At 70.2% G+C, this 21,930-nt stretch carries 20 protein-coding genes; 11 read left to right on the top strand and 9 right to left on the bottom strand.

What is annotated here, in order from left to right; all coding sequences use genetic code 11:
• Positions 1 to 78: 78 nt before the first annotated feature.
• From ACIPC1_RS04440 to ACIPC1_RS04430, 3 genes are all read right to left on the bottom strand, one after another.
• Positions 79 to 849: an SDR family NAD(P)-dependent oxidoreductase gene (locus ACIPC1_RS04440; protein WP_384373915.1), complete on the bottom strand. Its 771-nt coding sequence runs from the start codon at positions 847 to 849 to the stop codon at positions 79 to 81.
• A 152-nt stretch (positions 850 to 1,001) separates the two neighbouring features.
• The gene (locus ACIPC1_RS04435; protein WP_402513099.1) at positions 1,002 to 1,751 is read right to left on the bottom strand and encodes an HAD family phosphatase; all 750 of its coding nucleotides are present in this window, start codon (positions 1,749 to 1,751) and stop codon (positions 1,002 to 1,004) included.
• 192 nt (positions 1,752 to 1,943) lie between these two features.
• The gene (locus ACIPC1_RS04430; protein ID WP_402513098.1) at positions 1,944 to 2,573 is read right to left on the bottom strand and encodes a ScbR family autoregulator-binding transcription factor; all 630 of its coding nucleotides are present in this window, start codon (positions 2,571 to 2,573) and stop codon (positions 1,944 to 1,946) included.
• A 278-nt stretch (positions 2,574 to 2,851) separates the two neighbouring features.
• On the opposite strand from ACIPC1_RS04430, the gene ACIPC1_RS04425 reads away from it, so the two are divergent.
• Complete coding sequence (locus ACIPC1_RS04425; RefSeq protein WP_402513097.1) at positions 2,852 to 3,742, top strand: ScbA/BarX family gamma-butyrolactone biosynthesis protein; 891 nt, start codon at positions 2,852 to 2,854, stop codon at positions 3,740 to 3,742.
• Between the two features lie 77 nt (positions 3,743 to 3,819).
• On the opposite strand, the gene ACIPC1_RS04420 is transcribed toward ACIPC1_RS04425, so the two are convergent.
• Complete coding sequence (locus ACIPC1_RS04420; protein WP_402513096.1) at positions 3,820 to 4,836, bottom strand: aspartate-semialdehyde dehydrogenase; 1,017 nt, start codon at positions 4,834 to 4,836, stop codon at positions 3,820 to 3,822.
• Between the two features lie 235 nt (positions 4,837 to 5,071).
• Here ACIPC1_RS04420 and ACIPC1_RS04415 point away from each other — a divergent pair, with 235 nt between their 5' ends.
• Together ACIPC1_RS04415 and ACIPC1_RS04410 are read left to right on the top strand one after the other, a co-directional pair.
• Positions 5,072 to 5,611: a sigma-70 family RNA polymerase sigma factor gene (locus ACIPC1_RS04415; protein WP_384373930.1), complete on the top strand. Its 540-nt coding sequence runs from the start codon at positions 5,072 to 5,074 to the stop codon at positions 5,609 to 5,611.
• 1 nt (position 5,612) lies between these two features.
• Complete coding sequence (locus tag ACIPC1_RS04410) at positions 5,613 to 6,341, top strand: hypothetical protein (protein WP_402513094.1); 729 nt, start codon at positions 5,613 to 5,615, stop codon at positions 6,339 to 6,341.
• Between the two features lie 89 nt (positions 6,342 to 6,430).
• Here the strand turns inward: ACIPC1_RS04410 and ACIPC1_RS04405 are convergent, their stop codons facing one another.
• Together ACIPC1_RS04405 and ACIPC1_RS04400 are read right to left on the bottom strand one after the other, a co-directional pair.
• On the bottom strand, positions 6,431 to 9,739 hold the full coding sequence (locus tag ACIPC1_RS04405; protein WP_402513093.1) for a S8 family serine peptidase: 3,309 nt from the start codon (positions 9,737 to 9,739) through the stop codon (positions 6,431 to 6,433).
• Between the two features lie 211 nt (positions 9,740 to 9,950).
• The gene (locus ACIPC1_RS04400; RefSeq protein ID WP_402513092.1) at positions 9,951 to 10,490 is read right to left on the bottom strand and encodes a CGNR zinc finger domain-containing protein; all 540 of its coding nucleotides are present in this window, start codon (positions 10,488 to 10,490) and stop codon (positions 9,951 to 9,953) included.
• 130 nt (positions 10,491 to 10,620) lie between these two features.
• Between ACIPC1_RS04400 and ACIPC1_RS04395 the strand changes: the two genes are divergently transcribed.
• The 4 genes from ACIPC1_RS04395 to ACIPC1_RS04380 all read left to right on the top strand — a co-directional run bounded on the left by ACIPC1_RS04395 (position 10,621) and on the right by ACIPC1_RS04380 (position 14,522).
• Positions 10,621 to 11,064, top strand: coding sequence for a VOC family protein (locus ACIPC1_RS04395; RefSeq protein WP_402513091.1), 444 nt, complete (start codon positions 10,621 to 10,623; stop codon positions 11,062 to 11,064).
• Between the two features lie 54 nt (positions 11,065 to 11,118).
• On the top strand, positions 11,119 to 11,973 hold the full coding sequence (locus tag ACIPC1_RS04390; protein ID WP_402513412.1) for a pyridoxamine 5'-phosphate oxidase family protein: 855 nt from the start codon (positions 11,119 to 11,121) through the stop codon (positions 11,971 to 11,973).
• Positions 11,974 to 11,982: 9 nt separating this feature from the next.
• Positions 11,983 to 12,432 (top strand): NUDIX hydrolase, encoded by a 450-nt coding sequence (locus ACIPC1_RS04385; protein WP_402513089.1) that lies wholly within the window; start codon positions 11,983 to 11,985, stop codon positions 12,430 to 12,432.
• Positions 12,433 to 12,755: 323 nt separating this feature from the next.
• Positions 12,756 to 14,522 carry a TIGR03767 family metallophosphoesterase gene (locus tag ACIPC1_RS04380; RefSeq protein WP_402513087.1) on the top strand — a complete coding sequence of 589 codons (1,767 nt, stop codon included), beginning with the start codon at positions 12,756 to 12,758 and terminating at the stop codon, positions 14,520 to 14,522.
• Here the strand turns inward: ACIPC1_RS04380 and ACIPC1_RS04375 are convergent.
• Together ACIPC1_RS04375 and ACIPC1_RS04370 are read right to left on the bottom strand one after the other, a co-directional pair.
• Entirely contained in the window at positions 14,509 to 14,937 is a 429-nt protein-coding gene (locus tag ACIPC1_RS04375) for a hypothetical protein (protein ID WP_402513086.1), read from the bottom strand. The genes ACIPC1_RS04380 and ACIPC1_RS04375 overlap by 14 nt on opposite strands.
• A gap of 10 nt (positions 14,938 to 14,947) precedes the next feature.
• A complete protein-coding gene (locus ACIPC1_RS04370) occupies positions 14,948 to 15,697 on the bottom strand; it encodes a hypothetical protein (RefSeq protein WP_402513084.1) in 750 nt (249 codons plus the stop codon).
• Between the two features lie 237 nt (positions 15,698 to 15,934).
• Here ACIPC1_RS04370 and ACIPC1_RS04365 point away from each other — a divergent pair, with 237 nt between their 5' ends.
• The 4 genes from ACIPC1_RS04365 to ACIPC1_RS04350 all read left to right on the top strand — a co-directional run bounded on the left by ACIPC1_RS04365 (position 15,935) and on the right by ACIPC1_RS04350 (position 20,702).
• Entirely contained in the window at positions 15,935 to 16,666 is a 732-nt protein-coding gene (locus ACIPC1_RS04365) for a Crp/Fnr family transcriptional regulator (RefSeq protein WP_402513082.1), read from the top strand.
• A gap of 96 nt (positions 16,667 to 16,762) precedes the next feature.
• On the top strand, positions 16,763 to 19,219 hold the full coding sequence (locus ACIPC1_RS04360) for an ATP-binding protein (RefSeq protein WP_402513081.1): 2,457 nt from the start codon (positions 16,763 to 16,765) through the stop codon (positions 19,217 to 19,219).
• A 45-nt stretch (positions 19,220 to 19,264) separates the two neighbouring features.
• Positions 19,265 to 19,474 (top strand): hypothetical protein, encoded by a 210-nt coding sequence (locus tag ACIPC1_RS04355; protein ID WP_402513079.1) that lies wholly within the window; start codon positions 19,265 to 19,267, stop codon positions 19,472 to 19,474.
• Positions 19,475 to 19,565: 91 nt separating this feature from the next.
• A complete protein-coding gene (locus tag ACIPC1_RS04350; RefSeq protein WP_402513078.1) occupies positions 19,566 to 20,702 on the top strand; it encodes a serine hydrolase domain-containing protein in 1,137 nt (378 codons plus the stop codon).
• A 106-nt stretch (positions 20,703 to 20,808) separates the two neighbouring features.
• Here ACIPC1_RS04350 and ACIPC1_RS04345 read toward each other — a convergent pair whose 3' ends face one another.
• On the bottom strand, positions 20,809 to 21,873 hold the full coding sequence (locus ACIPC1_RS04345) for a hypothetical protein (RefSeq protein WP_402513076.1): 1,065 nt from the start codon (positions 21,871 to 21,873) through the stop codon (positions 20,809 to 20,811).
• Positions 21,874 to 21,930 lie beyond the last annotated feature (57 nt).

The following is a 21,930-nucleotide window of genomic DNA, read 5'->3' as shown; positions in this document are numbered from 1 at the left end:
CGCCTGTGCGGCCGTGGTCCGCCTGTGCGGCCGTGGTCCGTCGTGCGGCCGTGGTCCGCTGTGCGGGGATCGGGCGGGTCAGGCCGCCGTCGCGCCGCCGTCCACCGGCATCGCCGCGCCGGTCACGAAGGACGAGCGGTCGCTGCACAGCCAGACCGCCGCCTGTGCCACCTCGGTCGGCGCGGCCATGCGCTTCTGGATGGCTTCCGCCGCGAAGCGCTCCTCGAGTTCCGGCGACTCGTCGAGCACCTGCTCCATCATCTCCGTGCGCGTGCTGCCCACGACAAGGGCGTTGACGCGGATGCCCTGCTCCCCGTACTCGGCGGCGGTGGCCCGGGTCAGGCCGATGACGGCGTGCTTGGCGGCCACGTACGCGGCGGAGGCACCGGTGGCTCTGAGCCCCGCGACGCTGGAGGTGTTCACGATCGCCCCGCCGCCCTGCTTCAGCATCGCGGGTATCTGGTGGTGCAGGCAGTTCCACACTCCGCGCACGTTGACATCCATGGTGCGCTCGTAGACGTCGCCGCCCGTCTCGTGCAGCGGGGTCCCCGCAGTGGCGAACCCGGCGTTGTTGAAGGCACAGTCGAGCCGTCCGAACTCCGTGAGCGCCGCCTGTACGGCGCGTTCGGCGTCCTCGTCCGACGCCACGTCGCCGGACACCGCGAGGGCCCGCCCGCCGGCCGCGGCGATATCCGCGGCCAGGGCGTTCAGCCGCTCTCCGCGCCGGGCCATCAGCACGACCGCCGCGCCCTCCTCGGCGAACAGCCGTGCGGCCGCCGCCCCTATACCGCTGGAGGCACCGGTGATCATCGCCACTCGGTCTCTCAACATCTGCTGTCCATCGCTCATCGCGCTGTGTTCTCCCCCGTGACAGAACTACTCGACCGGACCGAACCATTTGGCCGGACCGAACTCTTTGACCGGACCGAAGTACTCGTCCGGACCGAAGCACTTGACCGGACCGAAGTACTTGGCTGGGCTGGACTACGTGACAGGACCGGCTACTTGACCGGACCGGTCGTCAGGACCCGCGAGCCCACGCGCGCGTCGTCCTGCGACGCCCAGAACGTACCGCGGGCGACCTCCGCGTCGACGGCCCGCAGCAACGGCTCGTCGATCGCGTCCAGGGAGTCCACCAGGTACCGCGCACCCGCCTCCCGCATGAGCCGGGGCTGGTGGCTGTGGACGAAGTCGGTCGGGTGGCCGATGAACGCCGCCCCGAGCTCCCTGGCGGCCTCGGCGACCCGGGCGACGTCGTCGACGAAGAGAGCCTCGTCGTGGCGCACGCCGAAGACCTCGGTGGTGATCTCGTGGATGCCGGGCCTGAAGTCGTTGGTGCAGACGTAGCCGGGGCCGTCGAACAGGCCCGCGTGGTCGCCGAGGAACCGCTCGAAGTGCGCGGCGGACAGTCCGCCGTAGCAGACCGTGCGCAGCCCCAGCGACCGCAACCGCTCCACCAGCGCGATCGCGCCGTCCGTCATGGCGACGGGGTGGCGGGCGACATAGGCGTCGCGTTCCTCGAAGTACGCCGCCAGCGCCTCGGGGCCGGTCAGCTCGCCGGGCACCGCCCGGGCCATGTTCTGCCCCGCGATGTGCTGCGGCTGCGAGAAGACCGAGCGCTCCAGCTCAGCGGTGTACCGGCCGCCCCGGCTCACGATGAAGTGGTGGATCACCGGGCTGAACGTGTCGTTCAGCAGCACTCCGTCGATGTTGAGCGCGGCCAGCCGCAGATGTTCGAGAGCGTGGGACATGGAACCTCCGTGAACGGCCGGAGCGACCGCGGGCACTGGACGGGCGCCTCCGGCGGGATGAGTGACCGAAAGAGGGCGGCGCCATTGCCGCGGTGCGCGAAACACAGGTCGTACCACACGTGGCACGGCCCGCGCCCGGTCGTACGTCATGGCCGGCACCGCCCGCTTCGGCGGTGCCGGCAGGCGTCGGCCTCAGCCCACCGGCGTCCGTACGCGCTCCGGGCTCACTTCCGTGCGGGCGACGATCGAGGGGACCGCGATGCCGGGCAGGAGCAGCCGCCACATCCTCGTGGTGCGCTCCGGCAGGTCGGCGCGGCCACTGGCCACGGCCGAGTACATCTGCATGCCGGTACACGCCTCGACGACGAACTCGCCGACCTCGCTGGGCTGCACCCCGGCCTGGAGTTCCCCACGCTCGTGCGCGTCGCGCAGGCAGGCGGACATGATTTCCGCCCACTCCTGGTACGGGGTGGCGTCCTGAAGTCCGAAGGAGGCCTGCTCGTTGGTCAGCCGGACGCCCGCCCGCAGCATCGGATCCACCTGGAGCTGATGGGCCCACATGAGCGTGATGTCCACGAGCCGCTGCAAGCCCCTCGACTCCAGCCGCGGGACGATGGTGTCGGGCTGACTGTTCATCACGGCCCGCGCCAGGTCCTCCTTGGAGTCGAAGTGGAAGTAGAGGGCTCCGGCGGTGAGCCTGGCGCGCTTGAGGATGCGGTTGATGCTCGCTCCCGCGTAGCCGAACTCGTCGAAGACCTCCGCGGCCGCCCGCAGGAGCGACTCCCGCGTCTGTACTGCACGCTCCTGCTTCGCACCGGCCATCGGCTGTACCTCCAGAAAGTAGAACGCTCCTTATGTTATCGATGGCCGAGCCGGGGCTGGCAACCCTTCGGACAGGAGGAACGCGGGAAACCTTCACCATCATTTACCGCACACACAAGAATTCTTTACTGTTTCTTGGTCTTGAAAAACAGAACGCTCTTTATGTTGTTGTGGGTCAACCGCTCTTCGGCCTCTGTACTGGGGGATTCAGTATGTCCGGAGTACTTCAGCGAGAACACGTCAGAACAGCCGCGTCTGCCGGGCCCGGTGCGCCCGTCATGGTTGTACTGCAAAGCCATGTGCACAAGGCGAACGGAGCAGAGGTACTGCTCTCTTCCTGGCGCGCCCGTGGCGCCGACTCCTTCGTCCTCGGCGCGCGATGGCCGAGCGAACACCCCTTCTACCGCCCGCTCCACGGGCTCCACGACCCGCTCCTGGTGGCCGAGTCCGTGCGCCAGGCGGTGCCGCTGCTGTCCCACGTCGCCTACGGCGTACCGTTCGGCCACCGGCAGGCCTGGGAGCGGCTGCGCTTCGACCTGAACTCGGTCGCCCTGGTGGCCACCAGGGCGACCGCCGAGCTCGAACTGCGCATAGCCTGCACGGACATCGTCCGCCGGGGCACACGGCTGGCCGCGCTCACCATGGCGGTGGACATCGCGCTGGGCGGCCAGCGGCTGGGCACCGCGCACACCCGCTTCAACAACCAGCTGCCCGCCGTGTACCAGCGCCTGCGCGGCCCGTACGCCGACGTCGCCCACGCCCAGGAGCGGGCGCTGCCGCCCGGCCCCGCCGTCGACCCGAAGCTGGTGGGCAGGGACCGGTCCGAGGACGTGGTGCTGTCCGCCACCGACACGGCCGACCGATGGTGGCTGCGGGTGGACCCGACGCACCCGGTGCTCTTCGACCACCCGGTCGACCACGCCCCGGGCATGCTCCTGCTGGAAGCCGCCCGCCAGGCGGCCCACGCCACGAGCGCCCGCCCGACGACCGTCGCCGCGATGGACACCGAGTTCATCCGCTACGCCGAGTTCGACACGCCCTGCCTGGTCCGGACGGACCCGCTGCCCTCCGACGGGCAGGGCCGCCGACGGGTCCTGGTGACCCTGGAGCAGCACGGTCTGCGCCTCTTCTGCGCGGAGGTCACCCTGGAGTCGGCGCTCGACCTGTAAGCCGTGCGGCGCGCCGCACGGGACGCATGAGAGGGGGCGGCCACCGGAAAACGGTGGCCGCCCCTTCGGCAGAGGAGTCAGCCCCGCAGCTCCGCCGCCACCAGCTCCGCGATCTGCACCGCGTTCAGGGCCGCGCCCTTGCGGAGGTTGTCGCCGGAGACGAACAGCGCGATGCCGTGGTCGACGGTCTCGTCGGCGCGGATACGGCCGACGTACGAGACGTCCTTGCCGGCAGCCTGGAGGGGGGTGGGGATGTCGGACAGGGCGACGCCGGGGGCGCCGGCCAGCAGCTCCGTGGCGCGCTCCGGACTCAGCGGACGCGCGAAGCGGGCGTTCACCTGGAGGGAGTGCCCGGAGAAGACCGGGACGCGGACACAGGTGCCGGAGACCTTGAGGGCGGGGATCTCCAGGATCTTGCGGGATTCGTTGCGGAGCTTCTGCTCCTCGTCGGTCTCGTTCAGGCCGTCGTCGACGAGCGAACCCGCGAAGGGGAGCACGTTGAAGGCGATGGGCCGCTTGTAGACCTGCGGCTCGGGGAAGTCGACCGCATCACCGTCATGGGCCAGCTTGTCGGCCTCCGCGACGACCTTGACGGCCTGGCCGTGCAGTTCGGCCACGCCCGCGACGCCGGAACCGGAGACCGCCTGGTAGGTGGCGACGACGAGCGCTTCGAGGCCCGCCTCCGCGTGCAGCGGCTTCAGGACCGGCATCGCGGCCATCGTCGTGCAGTTCGGGTTCGCGATGATGCCCTTGGGGCGGTCGGCGATCGCGTGCGGGTTCACCTCGGAGACCACGAGGGGTACGTCCGGGTCCCTGCGCCAGGCCGAGGAGTTGTCGATCACGACGGCGCCCTGTGAGGCGACCTTCTCGGCCAGCGCCTTCGAGGTCGCGCCGCCCGCCGAGAACAGCACGATGTCCAGGCCCGAGTAGTCCGCCGTGGCGGCGTCCTCGACCGTCACACCGTCCAGGACCGACCCGGCCGAGCGGGCCGAGGCGAACAGGCGCAGCTCGTCGACCGGAAAGTCCCGCTCGACCAGGATCCTGCGCATGACTGTGCCGACCTGACCGGTGGCTCCGACGATTCCGACCCTCACGGCGACTCCCTCTGCTTGCGTATGACGTGGTCCGGCGCCTCCATGATGCGTCCGACCGGTGCCCGCGTGTCCAATTCTTTCGCCCGGTCGCCCGAGGAGTGGGACGCCGGGTCCGGACCGGTGTGACGTACCTCTCCAAGGAGGGCGCCGGAGGGAAACCTGGAAAAAAGAACGCCGGATCCGGCGAACGTTTCCGCCCGCCCCGGCGTCGTAGGGGAAACGCGGGAGGGGAGGGGTGGCTGTGCTGCGCAGAAAGACCCGTCGCGGCCAGGGGGGCGGCCACGAGGTGGACGATCCCCTGGACGCGGCGCAGGAACGGCGGGTGCGTGCGGTGCTCGCACTCGGCGGGGTACCGCAGGCGGACCTGCCGGACGGGGTACAGCAGGTCCGCCTACGGTTGCTGGAGCGCGCGGCGAAGGGGGACGAGGCGCCGCGTGACGTGTCCGCGTGGGCGGCGGTCGTCGCCTCCAACCTGGCGATGGACTGGCACCGGGCCAAGCGCCGCCAGGAGCGGATAGGCGAACGCCTGGCCTCGCTGCGGCAGCCGGAGCACTCCTCCGACGAGGACTCCAACGTGCTCTCGCTCGCCGTCGCCCGGGGCCTGGACGAACTGCCCGACTCCCAGCGGCAGGTCCTCGTCCTGCGTTTCTACGCCGACCTGCCCGTCCGAGGCATCGCCGAGGAGCTCGGCATCCCGGAGGGCACGGTCAAGAGCAGGCTGCACACGGCGGTACGGGCTCTGCGCGCCCGCCTGCATGAGGACGAGGTGGTGTGACGTGGCCGAGTACGAAGGTGTCGACGCGCTCCTGGCCGCGATCACGGACGAACCGCTGCCCGAAGGAGCCCAGGACGACGCCGAGTTCATGGCGGAGCACGGGTCGGCGCTCGCCGATGTGGCGCTGTTGCGCGAGCAGTTGACGCTCATCGGCGACGCGCTGGCGGACGGAGCGAAGACGGCCACGGCGGTCAAACCGGTGCACGTACGCTCTCCCAGGAAACGACGCCCCCTGAGGATCGCCTTCGGCGCCCTCGCCGTCACGTGCGCCGCCGCCCTGCTGGCAGGCACGGGCTGGCTCGTGGTGCAGGCCGGGCAGGGCGTGGGCGACGCAGGGTCGTCGAGCGCGGACAAGGCCGCCGGTGCTCAGGACGACACCAGTGGAGGATCCAAGCTGAGCGCCCCGGGCTACATCGCCTGCTCCCGCCTCATCGTCGAGGGCACGGTCGCGCAGGTCGAGCCGCTCCCCGCCGCCGCCCAGGACCGCATCACGCTCGACGTGAGCCGCTACTACAAGCCGGACAAGGGGAAGGACCAGATCACCTTCCTGATGGACGAGGACATCGAGCCCGGGCTCCACAAGGGCGACCACGTCCTGGTCGGCATCGCGCGGGGCGAGGCCTCGCCCGACACCTGGTCGACGAGTGAGCAGGAGATCGCCCAGGAACGGACCTGGATCCTCGACGCGCTGCCCGACTCCCGCGAACTCGGCGACCTCGCCTGCGAATGACCGGGCGCAGGAGACTCGCCTGCGTCTGCCCGGGCGCATGAGAAAGGGCGGGCGCCCGAAACCGGACGCCCGCCCCAGAACCGTAGAAGCTACGGAGTGACCTTCTCGATCTTCACGCTGCCGAGGCCCGCGACCGTGCCGCGGGCGTTCACCAGCTGCACCTGGCCGAAGAACTCGCGTCCCTCGGGCGCCGCGGCCGCGGCGGTGACCGACGCGGACACCGGGGCCGAGGCGCCGGTGGCGAGCTTCACCGGAGTGGACTCGTCGACGTTGACCGTGCCGAGCGCGGACGAGAAGAACACGTCCTGGTAGTCGTACGCGGTCGAGCCGGACGGGATCGCGTAGCCCACGACCTCGACGGTGTACGTACCGGCGGCGGGCTTGGGAATGGAGACCGCCTCCTCCGAGTCGCCGTCCGCGGACAGGCCGACCTGCTTGCCAGTAGCGTCGTACACCGCCAGGTCAAGGTCCGCCGCCTGGTCCGAGACATTGCCGATGGCGACGTCGAGGGACGCGGCGCCCGCGGGCACCTCGACCGTCGTCGTCTGCGTCTCGGCGTCGGCGATGGTCGGCCGCGCGGTCAGCGAGGAGCCGAGCGGGCCGCCCTTCAGGGTGCCGTCGAGCGCGGCGTAGTTGTTCTGCACGGTCCAGGAGGCGGGGGCCGGGGTGCCGACCTTGGCCTCGGGGACGGTGACGACGGCCGGGTCGAAGGCCACGCCGAGCACGGAGACGTCGAGCTTGTACGGGTTGTCGAGCAGCGGCGACGTACGGCGCGACTCGACCTCGATCTCCCAGACGCCGGCCTGCGGGTCCGCGTACGAACGCACGTCGGGCTTGCAGCCGTTGCCGTTGAGGTAGTTGTTGTAGCAGTACGGGGTCGAGGTGTTGTCGACCGGAACGCCGTACGGGTGGATCGCGATGAACCGGGTCTGGCTCGTCGCCTTCAGCCCGCTGATCGCCACCTCGAGGGACTTGGCGCCCTCGGGGACGGTGACGAAGTACGACGTGCTGCTGTTGCGCTGCACCGAACCCGACGCCGCGTACGTGTAGTTGAGCGGCGCGGAGACGACGACGGTCGACAGGATCTGCTTGTCGACGCCCTCGGTCTTCGGGTCGTCGACCTCAAGGATCGCGCTCTTGAGACCGGCCGACTTCGGCGCGGCCTGGACCTTGACGGTCACCGGCTGGTTCAGCGGCAGCTTCACCACGTCGGAACCGACGATCTTGAAGGTGCCGGCGGCGTTGTTCTCGAAGTACAGCTCGTGGGTGAGCGCCTTGTCGGCGCCGGACGTACGCGTGATGGTGACGTCGTACGTCTTCTTCTGGCCCGCCTTGAGGCCGCCCTCACGGTCGTACAGACCCGTACCGAAGCCCGGGGTCGCCAGCGCGTAGTCGATCGCGGTGTCGACCGGCGCCTTCACCGTGTAGTCGTGGGCGGTCGCGCCGTCCTTGATGGAGCTCCACGCGTCCACGATGTTGATGAGGCCCGCACCCTCCTCGTACGCCTGAACACCCTTGATGTGATCGGCGGTTGAGGTCAGCGCCGTGCGCAGGGTCGCCGGGGTGAGGGCGATGCCCTTCTGCTTGGCGGCGCTCAGCAGCAGCGCCGAGGCGCCCGCGGCCTGCGGGGACGCCATCGACGTACCCTGCAGCATCGAGTAACCGGCCGGCAGCGAGTAGCCCGCCTCGGCGACCGGGCTGCCGGGCAGCCAGGTCTGCGTGGTGTTGATCGCGGCGCCGGGCGCGGTGAGCGTCGGCGTGAAGCCGCCGTCCTCACGCGGTCCGCGCGAGGAGAAGGGCAGCAGCGCGTAGTCCTTCTCCACCTGCGAGCCGTAGTTGGCGGCCCAGGTCTCCTTGGAGATGGACGCGGCGACCGAGATGACCTTGTCGGCCAGGCCGGGGTCGCCGATGGTGTTGGCACCGGGGCCGGAGTTGCCCGCGGAGATCACCAGCTGGACGCCGTAGGTGTCGATGAGACGCGTGTAGAGCTCGGCGCGCGCGTTGTTGCCGTCGTTCAGCGCGGGCAGACCGCCGATCGACATGTTGACGATGTCGACGCCACGGTTGGCGACGAGATCGATCATGCCCTCGGTGAGCGCGATGTTGGTGCAGCCGCCGCTCCAGGTGCAGGCGCGCGAGGAGACGATCTTCGCGCCGGGGGCCTCGCCGTTCATCTTGCCGCCGAACAGGCCGTTCGCGGCGGTGATGCCCGCCACGTGCGTGCCGTGCTCGGACTCGATGACGCCGATGTTGACGAAGTCGGCCTTCTTGCCGACCCAGGACCCGCCGTACGGGTCCATCGGGACGTCCTTGCGGATCTCCACGACGAAGGGCTGGCGCTCGACGACGTCGGTGGACGGGTTGTCCGTACCGAAGTAGCCGATCTGGTAGCCGTCCTTGTACGGCTTCAGCGGCGTGTCGTCGCTGAAGTCGCCGTTGTTGTTCAGGTCGACGCGGACCGTGCCGGCCGCCGCGTCGTACAGGAGGCCCCACGTGTCGGTGGTGTCGCCGTCCCGGTTCGCGTCGCCCGCGGCGTCGCCGCCCGCGGTCGAGGACTCCCGGAAGAGGCTGACCTGGTACGAACCCGCGGGCGCCGTCCAGGTCTTGCCGCTGTAGGTGAAGGTGGGCCCGGAGACCGGGGTGACCTGCGGGCGCCAGGTCGCGTCGGCGTCCAGGATCGGGTCGGTCGCGGTGACCCAGTCGACGATCTTGCGCTCGCCGGTGGTGGTCTTCTGCAGCGCCGGGTGCCCGAGGTCGACACCGGAGTCGAGGATGCCGATGGTGATGCCCCGGCCGTCCGCCTTCGGGTTCTTCTTCACGAAGTCGACGGCGCCCGTCTCGAAGGACGGGTTGTACGGGTTCTCGGCGGGCGTGGTCTTGGAGGGGGCCGGGTAGGTGGCCGCCGTCGAGACGTTGCCCGAGGTCTTGGCGGTGTCGGCGCTCGGCGTCGGGTCGTCGAGCGCGATCTCCTGGCGCAGGTCGATCCCGTGCACGGAGGACAGCTTCGTCGCGGCCTCGATGGCGGAGTCGGCCTTGGCCGTCGGGACGGTGGCGCGGACGTAGCCGAGCTCGTCGTAGGTCTCGCCTACCGAGCCGCCCTTCACCGCGTCCAGCTGGCCGGCGACCTGCTCGGTCTGGCCGGGAGCGGTGGCGATCATCATCGTGACGTTCTTGTCGCCGGCCGCCTTGGCGTCGGCGAGGAGGTCCGCGTCGTCCGAACCGAGCTTCTCGCTCGCGGACTTGACGACGGGGTCCGCGACCGGAGTGTCGGTTCCAGCGGAGAAGGCCATGGGTATCGGCCCGGCCGCGGAAAGCGCGGCCACCAGTCCCGCGGCCACGGCTATCCGGGCCACGCGTCTCGCGCCCGATATCGGAGCGCGCTGAGAGTCGGGGGTCATCAGCATCCCTGTAGGTAAAGGAGCGAGCGTGGAGCGACCGGGGCCGATCTGTTTCGGCCACGGACGTCCGGGAGGTGATCCCGGATGATCGCTCAGCTTTACTCATGGGAAGGATGTTTAGGGAGAGTTGACCGAATCGATATGGGGGTGTGGGGAAAACCCCCTGTCTACCGAGGGGGATCAATCCCGAATGGCGGCGACTTGCCCCTTTTCAGTCGCCCTTCGTGTGGCGCGCGTAATGGCGTGAAGCCTTCGCGCGGTTTCCGCACCCCGCCATCGAGCACCAGCGGCGGGTGCCGTTCCGTGAGGTGTCGAAGAAGTGCAGGACGCACGACTCGTGCGCGCATCCGCGGATCCGGTCGGGGGCGGTGCGCAGCAGCTCCAGGTAGTCGCGCGCGGCGAGCCAGGCCGGCCCCCAGGACGGGTCGCTGAACTCGGGGTTCTCGCCCTGCCCCTGGGCGGTCAGCGTGAGCCGCACCCGCCCGTGCGCGAGGACGGCGTCGAGGCCGGCGGCACCCGAGGCGAGGGATCCGTCGACGACGGCTGTCAGGGCGTCCCGCGCCTGGAGCGTGTGCCGCAGGACGGCCCCGCTCGCCGGGAAGCCGAGCCGGTTGGCCGCCAGCCACACCGCCAGCCCGTCGGTGTCCGTCAGTAGATCCCGCGCGGTCCCTTCATGCATCCAACGGGTGTTGAGCAGGTCGAGTGAGACCGGCTCCCCGGCGAGCGGGCGCGGGTCACGGGCGGCGGACATGGCGGAGGCTCCCTTCACTGCTAACCGCTCAAGGGTAGGTGACCGGTTGCGCTCTGTGAGTCTAACCTCTAATCTCCATTACAGGGGTTAGGTTCTTTGGGGGGCCTGCCCAACGACAGAGGGGACTGTCATGACTCCGCGCACCGGCCACATCGGTCTGAACGTCACGGACCTCGATCGCTCACTCGGCTTCTACCGCGACGTGCTGGGCTTCGGCGTGATGGGCGAGGGCAAGGAGGAGGACCGGCGATACGCGTTCCTGGGAGGCGACAGCGGCCTCGTCCTCACGCTGTGGCAGCAGGCGCAGGGCTCGCACGACAGCGGCCGCGCCGGCCTGCACCACCTCGCGCTGGAAGTGGACTCGATCGACCAGGTGAGGACGTACGAGACGGCTCTGCGCGAGTACGGCGTGGAGTTCGCGTACGAGGGTGTGGTCGCCCACCACGAGGGCGGGACCTCCGGCGGCATCTTCTTCCACGACCCCGACGGCATCCGCCTGGAGATCTACGCGGAGAGTGGCGCCGAAGGGGCGCCGGCACCGTCCGAGTCCGCTCCGACCTGCGGTTTCTTCTAGAGGTTACTTCCACGAGAGGGATGTGCCGTGACGTATCACCCCGGTTCGCGCGCCATGCAGGACCGGGTCGGCGTCCGCGAGGCCGCCGACCACATGGACCGGGCCGTCGGGCAGGGCATCCGGCCGGTGGCCGCGGCTTTCCTGGAGCAGCAGCCGATGCTGGTTCTCGGCGCCGCGGACCCGGGGAGCGGCGCCGTATGGGCCTCGCTGCTCACCGGCGAGCCCGGATTCGTCCGGGCCACGGCTCCTCACCAGATCTCGGTGGTGGGCGGAGTCCGTGCGGGCGACCCGCTCACGACCGCGCTCGCCGCACCGGACACCCCGGTCGGCACCATCGCGCTCGACCCGCGCACCCGCCGACGTATGCGCCTCAACGGCAGGGCGCGCCCCACCTCCCGCGGCCTCGCGATCGTGGCCGACCAGGTCTTCTCCAACTGCCCGAAGTACCTCCAGCGCAGGGAGTCGTACGAGACGGTCGACCGCGTCTCCGCGACAGCTCTGCGCGGCCCCGAACTCACCCCGGGGCAGCGGGAGTTCGTCGAGTCCTCCGACACCTTCTTCCTCTCCACCGTCCATGAGCACGGCGCCGACGCCAGCCATCGGGGCGGCAACCCCGGCTTCGTGCGCGCCACCTCACCCCGCGAGTTGAGCTGGCCCGACTATCCCGGCAACGCCATGTTCCTGAGCCTCGGCAACCTGACGGTCGACCCGCGGGCCGGGCTGCTCTTCCTGGACTGGGTGTCGGGGTCGGTACTCCAGCTCACCGGCACGGCGCGCACCGAGTTCGACCGCGACGGTGAGCGTACGGTCCGCTTCCTCGTCGACGAGGTCGTCGAGACACCCGCCCACAGCCCGCTGACCTGGTCCGCCCCCGAGTATTCGGCTGCCAATCCGGGCCTGGAGCGTTAACGTCACGGAGTGCGCGACGAATTGAGGGTGGCGGCCTACGCCATATGCGTCAGGGACGGGGAGTTGCTGCTCGCCCGCGGCCGGGACGACGACGGCACGCCCGAGTGGATGCTGCCCGGCGGCGGCATGGACCACGGGGAGGACCCGTACGACACCGTCGTCCGCGAGGTCGAGGAGGAGACGGGGTACGTCTTCGAGGCCACCGGCCTGCTCGGCGTGGACTCGTTCCGGCGACAGATTCCGCGCCGCCTCGGGGTCATCGCCGACCATCACGCCCTGCGGCTCGTCTACGAGGGACGGATCACCGGCGGCGAACTGCGCCCCGAGACGAACGGCTCGACCGATCTCGCGGCCTGGCACCCACTGGATGCCGTATCCGGGCTGAACCGGATCGGACTGGTTGATATCGGGCTGGCGTTGTGGCGGGAGCGTCCGGCGGTGGGTCGCGTGGTGAAGTAGCTCATCCGGGACCGGTTGCCTGTGACCGCTCATCCGCGTCAGCTTGCTCGCGACCGCTCCTCCATGACCGCTCGCCCATACCCGTGTTACCCCGCAAGATGAACACGGAGTGACCGCCTCCAGGCCGTTCGAGGTGGGCTCCATGGACGCCCGTGGGTGCACGGGGTGGTCCAAGATCCACGTATGATGATCGGCGTTGCCCGTTGTGGCACAGTTAACGCGCAGGTCATTCCTGGTGTCAACGATCCAGTATGAGCGGGGAGTTCGCGAGGCGAGCCTCCCGCGACCACTGTCGACGCGTTCGCAATCGGGGAGATCGCGCCATGTCACGCATACGCTCTGTCGCCGCCGCATCCGACCTCAACCGCCGCACCCTGCTGGCAGCCACCGGCGCGGTGACCCTCTCCGCGGGGATCGGCATCGCCCTGCGGCCCGGCCCCGACGCGCACGCCGCGACGGAGGCCGCCGCCGATGCGGCCGAGGCGCCGGTGGCGGTGTCCCGCCGGGCCCCCATCGGCCGGCTGGACCCCTACGAGCGCGGCACCACCCTGAGCAGCGTCGCCACCCCGCGCAACAGCTCCACCGGATACCGGCGGCTCGGCGACGGCCCCGGCTGGAAGCGGGTCGTGCGCAGCGAGCTGGCCTCGGCCAAGTCGGGCCGGGCGGAACGGCGTACCGCGCTCGCCGCGTTCGTGCAGCTCACGGACCTGCACCTGATGGACACCCAGCACCCGCTGCGCCTGGAGTTCGTGCGCTCGGCCGACGTCCACGCCTGGCGACCGCACGAGATCCTCTCCGTGCAGGGCGCGGTCTCGCTCGTCGAGCGGGTCAACTCACTGCCGGGAGCCCCCGTCACAGGCTCCCCGCTGCACTTCGCGATGACCACCGGCGACAACACGGACAACAACGCCAAGTCCGAGCTGGAATGGTTCATGAAGGTGATGAGCGGTGGCCGCATCACCCCCAACAGCGGTGATCCGCGTGCCTACGAGGGCGTCCAGAACAGCGGTCTCACGCAGTACTGGCAGCCCGACTCCAGCATCCGCGACGCCGACAAGCAGCGCGGCTTCCCGCACCTCGACGGCTTCCTGAAAGCCGCGACCGCCGAACTGCAGAGCCCCGGCCTCAACCTCCCCTGGTACTCCACGGTCGGCAACCACGACTCCCTGCCGCTCGGCTGCTACGCCTCCCACAGCGACCCCTTCCTCGCCGACTTCGCGGTCGGCGGCAAGAAACTGATGAACGCGTCGGCGGCGCAGTGCAAGCCCCTCCAGGACGCCATCAGGAACGCCACGGACCCCAAGGGTGTGCGGTACCGGGAGTTCCTCCAGGCGCACGCGCGTGACCTGCGCTCGGTCACCCCGGACGAGAAGCGCGCCCCCTTCACCCCGGCCGACTACCTCAGGACGCACCTCGATCCGGCGTACGCGGGCGTCGGCCCCGTCGGACACGGCTACTCGTCGGCGAACCTCACCGCGGGCACCCAGTACTACTCCTTCCGCATCTCCGACGACGTCATCGGCATCAGCCTCGACACCACCGACCCGGGCGGCCACTACCTGGGCTCCCTCGGGTCGGCCCAGCTGAAGTGGCTCGACAGGACGCTCGGCGACAACAAGGACTCGTACGCGGTCGTCTTCAGCCACCACACCAGCGGGTCGATGAGCAACACCCTCCGCGACCCGGCCCGCCCGGACGAGAAGCGCCACGGCGGCGACGACGTCCTCGCGACGCTCGCCGGCCACGCCAATGTGGTGGCCTGGGTGAACGGCCACATCCACCGCAACGAGATCACCCCGCACTCCGAGCCCGGCGGCCGCTCCTTCTGGGAGATCTCCACCGCCTCGCACGTCGACTTCCCCCAACTCGCCCGCATCATCGAGCTGGTGGACAACAAGGACGGCACGATCTCCCTGTTCACCACCCTCATCGAGGCCGCCGCCCCGCAGGCCACGGACTTCACCGACCTCACCCAGACGGGCCTTGCCGCCCTCTACCGGGAGCTGTCCTTCAACAGGCCGGGCGACGTCACGAACATGGCGGGCACGTCGCGGGACCGCAACACGGAGCTGGTCCTCAAGAAGGGCTGACCCGGCCGTGGGCGTGCTGGGTTCCGCGCTGCACGGCGAACACGGTCGCGGAATCCCGGGCCGTGTTCGTCTGCACGAGTACGTACGCCCGGAGGCCGTCCACCAGGGCGCCGTCGGCGGCGGCCGCGAGCCGGGCGAGGGAATCCCGGCAGGACGGATCACGGTCCAGCAGTGCCGCCAACTCCATGGTCCAGTAGTCGAACAGCGTCCGTCGTACGTCGTCCGGGGCCGCGGACTCCCCCACCAGCGCGGCGTTGCCGTCGAGTTGGGCCGCCACTGCGGCCCGGCGGTCACGGTCGGAGCGGTGGAACAGCCCGACGAACGCGCTCCTCGTCTCCTGCCAGACATCCGTGGCCATCGCCGTGACGAGCGCGGCGGCGCTCGCTTCCGCCAGTACGGTCAATTCCTCGTTCACAGAGGCTCCTTCACGGCCTTGGGGTGATGCGGATGTGCTGGTCGCCGTTCTGCGCGGCGTAGATGACGCCGTTCCCCGAAGCCTTGTTGACCATCTTCGTATTGCCCTGCCGCCTGTCCCGCTTCTTGGCGGCGTCCTTCTTGGCGGAGGCCTTGGCCTCCGGCTCCTGCGGGGGCGTCCATCCGGGCGTGTGGAGCCAGGCGTCGGCGGTGAGTTCCTTGAGGGTGAAGCCCACTTTGCGGAAGGCGGCCGGATCGATGCCCGGGTAGCCGTGCCGCACCGTCTCGTCGTGGAAGTGCTGCGACATCAGCAGCGAGACGGGCACCGACTCCGGAGCCCGGGCAAGCGCCGTGCGCGCCGGAGGGGCGTCGAGGAGCCGGGCCAGGATTTCGAGCGGGCTTCCCGCGACCCCGTCGGACGACGTGAGGCAGACCTCTCCGGCGTGGAGTGCGACGCGGACACGGATCCGGGTCTGCGGGTGGGACTGGGCACGGTTGTGCTCGCGCAGCAGATCCGCCAGCTCGTGGACGAGCGGGTGGACCAGACTCGCCTTCTGCGTCAGGGCGGGCGCGGTCACGCGCAGACCGTCGCCCAGATCGTCACGTACGCACGCGTCCCACTCGATGCCGCTGCGCCGGAACGCCTCGCCCAGCATCGTCCGCAGCGCGTCGCGGTTCCGCAGCAGTGCCACGTTTCCCCGCCCCGACGACTTCTCGATGTCCACGGCCAGGACGGCCCGGTACTCCCACTGTGCTTCCATGCGGCCCTTCTCCGGATCGGTTGCGGGTGGCGCACGGCGCGGAGCGCGGGTGTGCGAGCTCCGCGCCGTATCCCCCGTACCCCACTGTTCCCCTGGTTCCTTGCGCACAACTCGTAGGAATACAGGGTTCGGTGGGAACCGTGCGTACGCCGGTGTGCGTGATCCTGACGCAGCAGGGTTCCGGGACGCACACTGGGTCCGGGTGACGTGATCGGTACCTCGGGAGAGGTTGGGGCCATGGACGGCGCAGACGCGAGCCGCGCGGAGACCGGGCGGCGGCCGGGTGAGGAGCGGGACTGGCCGTCGTCGAGCCTGCTCGGCGGCCTTGGCCGGGCCGAACGGAACCGGCTGCTGATGTTGGGGGCGCGGATGCGGTACCCGGCCGAGCGGGTGCTCATGCGGGAGGGCGACCGGACGGACTTCGTGCTGATCCTGCTCGACGGGCTGGTCAAGGTCACCGGGCGCGCCGACGACGGCCGTGACGCCCTGCTGGCCGTACGGGTGGGAGGAGATGTGGTCGGTGAACTCGCCGCGGTGGACGGACAACCCCGTTCGGCCACGGTGACCGCCTGCGGGCCGGTCCTCGCACGGAGCGTGACCCGGGCCGACCTCGTCGCCTGCACCCGGCGTGAGCCCCGGATCGCCCACGCCCTCCAGCAGACCGTCGTGGCCAAGCTGCGCGCCGCCACCACCCACCGTGTCACCTTCACCGGCTGCGACGCGGCTACCCGGGTGGCCCGGGTGCTGCACCATCTCGCGATGACGTACGGGGATCCGGTCGGCGCGGGCGCCGAGATCCGCTGGCCGATCACCCAACCCGAACTCGCCACCCTCGCGGGCGCGTCGGAACCCAGCGTGCAGAAGGCCCTGCGCGGGCTCAAGAAGGCGGGAGCGGTCACCCCGGGCTACCGCTCCATCCGCGTCGACGACCTCGACCGGCTCCACGGGATCGCCTACGCCAATCGGTGAAGTTCGTTGTTCTCAAAGGGAGTTGAGGCCTGCTGTGAGGAATCGGTGTTGAAGATGGATGGGCCCGAGAGAAAACCGTAATTTGATGGTGGTGCGGTGACCGCCGGTGGCTACCGTGACGCCTCGGCAGATCGGCACGAGCACGAATACGGGGTGGCCATGGCGAGCGACGACGGCGATGACAACGGGCGGACCGAGAACCGGGCGGACGTCGGCGGGGACGCCAACGCGCCCGTGGTCGTAGGGTCCAACAACCTGGTCATCGGCGTGGACCACGGGTCCACATTGACCCTGCTCATGGAGGGCGAGCGGCCGCAGCCGACGCCCCGCGAGCGCGTCGAGCTGTTTCCTCGTCGACAGGACACCCCGCTGGGCCGGGAAGCCGACCTCCAGGCGCTCAAGGACGCCGTGCGGACCGGTAACGCGGTTCAGCTGTGGGGTCCGCCCGGAATCGGCAAGAGCGCACTCCTGCGGTACGCGGCCCACGAACTTCCTCCTGGACGGCACGGCGTGCTCTTCCTCGACGCCGCCCGGCGCGAGCCTGAGGATCTCGCCCAGGACATGTTCGAAGCCTGCTACGAGTCCCGGGGCTACGCCCCTTCGCGCACTGAGCTGTGCCGGCTGATGGCCGACTTCAAGATCACGGTGTACGTCGACAACGCCACGTTCACCCGGGAACAGCTCAGCACCCTCATGGACACGGCTCCGAAGGCCACCTTCGTCTTCGCCGCGCGGGACAGGGCGCTGCTGGGCGACGGCACGGCGCTGCGGCTCCACGGGATCGACCGGGCCGCCGCGATGCTGCTGCTGGCCCGGGAGCTGGGCCGGCCCGTGACGGCACCCGACGAGCAGGACACCGCGTCCACCCTCTGGGAGACCGCGCACGGCCGCCCCCTGCTGCTGCTCCGCGCGGCGGCCCTCACCCGTCTCGACCCGTCGGGCGAGTCCGTACTGCCCAGGCCCGGCGCTGTCGCGGAGCTGCTCCCCCTGCTGTTCGACAGCCTCGACGGCGCGTCGATCCGCGCACTGCATCTCCTGGCCACCCTCGGTGACGCCGAACTCGCCCCGGAGCACATCGGCGCCCTCAGTGACGCGTCGGACGCGTCCGAGCTGTGCGCGAACCTGACCGAACTCGGCTTGGCCGAGGAGACGGAACTGGGCTACCGCGTCGTCTCCGACGTCGTACCGGAGCTGCGGCGGCGCGGCGGCTCCGAGCCGGTACCCGTCGACCGGCTCTGTCATCACTTCACCACGTGGATCACCCGCCCGACGACCACTCCGGCCGAGATCGCGGGCCACGCCAGGGCCCTGGAGGTGGTCGCCGAGCTCGCCGAGCGGGCCGGGCGGGCGGACCTCGCCGTCCAGGTCGTACGGGCCGCGTCACCCGCCCTCGCCCGCTCCCTCCGCTTCGGGATCTGGGGCCGCCTCCTCGACCAGGGGCTCCCCGCCGCTCAGCACGCGGGCGACCGGCAAGCCGTCGCGTACTTCACGCATGAGCGGGGCATCCGCAACTTCCTGGTCGGCAACCGCGTCCTCGCCGGGGTGCTGCTCGCCGAAGCAGCGATTCTCTGGCGGCAGTTGGGCGACATGCACGGAGTGGATGCCGCGTCGACGGCACAGCAGTACGTGCCGCAGCCATCGCCCGCCGACCCGGCGTCGGCCGCGACGCCGCACACGGACGGTGGCGGGAATGCGCTGACCAGTTCAGGTCCGGATCCGTCGTCCGTGCAGGGCGCGGGTTCCCCGAGTGTCGATCCGTCGTCTCTTCAGAGCGGGAGTTCCCCGCCGGACCTGTCCTCTGCGCAAAGCGCGGCGACACAGGGGACCAGCGTCCCCGCCGATCCCGTGACGGCCGCCCATCACGTGGTCGCGACGCCCCCGCCCGGAGTGGGGGAGGTCGGCAGCGCAACCGCGCACTCGGCGGCGGGCGGCACCCACGCGGCCTCCACGGGTGTGGGCGCCGCGGGAGCAGCACCGGCATCCACCGGGGTGGCCGCGGCCCTCAAGGTGGCCGCGGTCATCATCGCCGTCGCCATCGGCGGAGTCGCCGTCAACCAGTACCAGGACGAGCAGAACCGTGCGGAGAGCTCGGCCCTCGACATTTCCACGGCGGACACGGCGGACACGGGACTGTACGACACAGATCCGGTGGACCCGTATCCGCCGGACACGGGTCTCTACGAGGAGGAACCCACGCCCACGCCCACACCGACGCCGACCGGCCTCGCGGGGGTGTGGTGGAGCAGCGAGGGAGGGACGTACGAATTCGTCGAGGCGGGATACGAGACCTACACAGTGGAGTGGGAGGACAACTGCGGCGGCTCCTACACCTCGGAATACACCGGCAGCGGCGGCACCTACTCCGCCACGGAGCCGCTCTACGACGCCGACGACAACTCGTGCGGCGCGGCCCCGCTCGGGGACGTCCTCGTCTCCGTCACGCTCAACCCGGACGGAGACACCGCCGACCTCACCATTGAACTGACGTCGGACACCGGCCAGGTGGCGGAGTGCTACTCCTGCGGGTCGTTCACCCTGACCCGCGAGTTGTAGCCGACGCCTTCCTCTTCACCCGAGTTCACCCGAGGAGTTCTACCCATGGCACGCAAGCGTCCCAGCCACAACGAGATCCACATCGGAGGCGATGTCTCCGCCCCCGTCGTGGTCGGCGACAACAATCAGGTCAAGGTGACTCAGCCCGCCGAGACGACCCAGACCAACACGGCGAAGGGAAACGGCACGCTCTACGGCGTCACGAACGGCGACATCCACATCCACCACGAGGACGCGGGCGGCCAGAAGGGCTGAAACAGGCCCAACTGGCGTACGGCCGGGCAACCTTCGCGCCCGCCCGCCGGGTCCCTCTCCTCGATCGTGTTCGTCGACGAAGGGGGAAGACATGTCAGTGCGTACGGGACTGGTGGGAGCGACCGCGGTGGCGGTGGCGGTGACTCTGGCGGGACCCGCGGTGGCGGCTCCCGTGAGAGGGGACCATGCCGCGACCCGTGCGGCCATGGACGCCGTCGTGAAGGACGGCGTACCGGGCGTCACAGCGGCGGTGAAGGACAAGAACGGCACCTGGTCCGCCACGTCAGGTGTGGGCAACCTGAAGACGAAGGAGCCCCGCAGCACGGCCGACCGCTACCGCGTGGGCAGCATCACCAAGACCTTCGTCTCCACCGTCCTGCTCCAACTGGAGGCGGAGGGGCGGTTGTCGCTGGACGACAAGGTGGAGGAGTGGCTTCCGGGCGTGGTGCGGGGCAACGGTCACGACGGACGCCTGATCACGATCCGCCAACTCCTCAACCACACCAGCGGTATCAGCAACTACACGGACGACGAGGACTTCGCCCGTACGTACCTCTTCAAGGACGGCTTCTTCGAGCACCGCTACGACACCTTGACCCCGGCCCAGCTGGTCGCGGTCGCCATGACCCACAAGCCGGACTTCGCCCCGGGCACCTCGTGGAACTACTCCAACACGAACTACGTCCTGGCCGGCATGGTGATCAAGCAGGTCACCGGCAACTCCTACGGCTCGGAGATCACCGACCGCATCATCAAGCCCCTGGGCCTGCACGCCACGCTCCTCCCGGGCACGAATCCCAAGATGCCCCAGCCGAGCAGTCGCGCCTACGGGAAGCTGGCCGAGACGACGACAGGACCCACGTACGACGTCACGGAGCTCAACCCCTCCCTGGCCTCCGCCGCGGGCGAGTTGATCTCCAACTCCTCCGACCTGAACCGCTTCTACACGGCCCTCCTCCGCGGCAAGCTCCTCCCGCCGCAGCAGCTCAAGGAGATGAAGACCACCATTTTGATCGACGAGAGCACGAACACCGGCTACGGCCTCGGCATCGTCGGCCTGGAACTCAGCTGCGGAGTCGAACTCTGGGGCCACGACGGAGGCATCCACGGCTCGTCCTCCGTCGCCCTGACCACCCCCGACGGCAGCCACGCCCTCTCCTTCAACTTCAACGGCGACTGGTCGGGAGACGTCGTGCCGCTGATCGAGGGAGAGTACTGCGACAAGTAGCCCTGAACGAACTCAAACTGCCACCTTGCTGCACCGCATGTGAGGAGGGACCCCCGGCACCCCGGCGGTCCCTCCTCTCCCCTCCTGATGCGGCCGCGGTCCGTCACTACCGGGGCAGCACCACGACATAGGCCGCCGGATCGCGGTCGTTCGACGCCATCAGCGCCGTGCGGACGACCGTCGCCTGTTGCTCCATCGTGTCGCGCAGCTTCTTCGGGGTGATGTACACGACGGTGATGCCGAGGCGCTCCAGGTGCTCGCGTTTGCGGGCGTACTCCGACCAGAGGGCGTCCTCGTCCTGGCGGGGGGCGCGGGTGTCGAGCTCGACGGCCACCGCCTGCTCCGGCCAGTAGGCGTCGAGACCGCCGAGGTGGGGGCCGCCGGGGAGACGGAGGTCCACGTTCCAGACCGGGTCGGGCAGGCCGAACTCCTCGACCATCCGGTACAGCCGGTCCTCCGCGATCGAGCGGCCCTCCGCGAGGAGCGAGTCCACCGCGTCCACCACATGGGGGCGCGAGAGCAGCTTGGCCTGGGTCAACTCCCGTACGACCGCGGCCGGTTCGCAGTGCCCGCCGCGTACCGCCTCCGTCAGCAGACGGCGTACGGCGTTCGCGTCCGACAACTCCGCGACGGCGTCGGCGAGGGCGCGGGGGACGGGGGCGACCGGGACGCCGGTGACGTACGACGGGGCCGGCAGGGACGGCGTACGGACGATGCGGGCGCAGCCCGTGGAGCGGAGGCGGCGCAGGCGGGGCACCAGGACGTCGATCTTGTCGAGGGAGGGCAGCGGGGGAGCCGACGTGAAGCCGTGCAGGGTGAGCGCCGCCAGGCCGGTGACGAGGGCGTCCGTGTAGGGCTGGGAGGCGTGCGGCGCCTCGGCTCCCGGCTGGACGGGGATCGCGGGCGCCGGCTGGACGGGGGAGCGGGCGGCGAACATCAGGACCGCGTGCAGCCGCTCCTCGGAGGTGGGCGGCCCGGCGTGGAGAAGGAAGACGCCCGGGAGGAACTGCTGCCAGGGGCCGCCGGGCCGGCACTGCTCGTTCGTCTCGGCGGCGCTCACACCGTGCGCCCGCAGCTGCGCGGTGGTCAGCACGCGCCGCTGTACGTGGGAGAGGTGACGGAGGGGGCGGGGGGAGTGGGGGGTGTGGGAGAGCGGGGTGTTGTGGTTCATGAACCGGGGTTTCCCGCGTCGGGGCCGCCCTCTAACCGCTGTTACACGCTCGTCGAC

Origin of the sequence: Streptomyces sp. NPDC087263 (assembly GCF_044744645.1) — a bacterium.
GTDB lineage: Bacteria > Actinomycetota > Actinomycetes > Streptomycetales > Streptomycetaceae > Streptomyces.
Note: the sequence above shows the minus strand (reverse complement) of the source record. Positions and strands in the feature narration are given on the sequence as shown.

What these genes read in the sequence shown, in the direction of transcription:
- ACIPC1_RS04440 (WP_384373915.1), bottom strand. Translation starts at nt 849, where the DNA reads ATGAGCGATGGACAGCAGATGTTGAGAGACCGAGTGGCGATGATCACC.
- ACIPC1_RS04435 (WP_402513099.1), bottom strand. Translation starts at nt 1,751, where the DNA reads ATGTCCCACGCTCTCGAACATCTGCGGCTGGCCGCGCTCAACATCGAC.
- ACIPC1_RS04430 (WP_402513098.1), bottom strand. Translation starts at nt 2,573, where the DNA reads ATGGCCGGTGCGAAGCAGGAGCGTGCAGTACAGACGCGGGAGTCGCTC.
- ACIPC1_RS04425 (WP_402513097.1), top strand. Translation starts at nt 2,852, where the DNA reads ATGGTTGTACTGCAAAGCCATGTGCACAAGGCGAACGGAGCAGAGGTA.
- ACIPC1_RS04405 (WP_402513093.1), bottom strand. Translation starts at nt 9,739, where the DNA reads ATGACCCCCGACTCTCAGCGCGCTCCGATATCGGGCGCGAGACGCGTG.
- ACIPC1_RS04400 (WP_402513092.1), bottom strand. Translation starts at nt 10,490, where the DNA reads ATGTCCGCCGCCCGTGACCCGCGCCCGCTCGCCGGGGAGCCGGTCTCA.
- ACIPC1_RS04395 (WP_402513091.1), top strand. Translation starts at nt 10,621, where the DNA reads ATGACTCCGCGCACCGGCCACATCGGTCTGAACGTCACGGACCTCGAT.
- ACIPC1_RS04390 (WP_402513412.1), top strand. Translation starts at nt 11,119, where the DNA reads ATGCAGGACCGGGTCGGCGTCCGCGAGGCCGCCGACCACATGGACCGG.
- ACIPC1_RS04380 (WP_402513087.1), top strand. Translation starts at nt 12,756, where the DNA reads ATGTCACGCATACGCTCTGTCGCCGCCGCATCCGACCTCAACCGCCGC.
- ACIPC1_RS04370 (WP_402513084.1), bottom strand. Translation starts at nt 15,697, where the DNA reads ATGGAAGCACAGTGGGAGTACCGGGCCGTCCTGGCCGTGGACATCGAG.
- ACIPC1_RS04365 (WP_402513082.1), top strand. Translation starts at nt 15,935, where the DNA reads ATGGACGGCGCAGACGCGAGCCGCGCGGAGACCGGGCGGCGGCCGGGT.
- ACIPC1_RS04355 (WP_402513079.1), top strand. Translation starts at nt 19,265, where the DNA reads ATGGCACGCAAGCGTCCCAGCCACAACGAGATCCACATCGGAGGCGAT.
- ACIPC1_RS04350 (WP_402513078.1), top strand. Translation starts at nt 19,566, where the DNA reads ATGTCAGTGCGTACGGGACTGGTGGGAGCGACCGCGGTGGCGGTGGCG.
- ACIPC1_RS04345 (WP_402513076.1), bottom strand. Translation starts at nt 21,873, where the DNA reads ATGAACCACAACACCCCGCTCTCCCACACCCCCCACTCCCCCCGCCCC.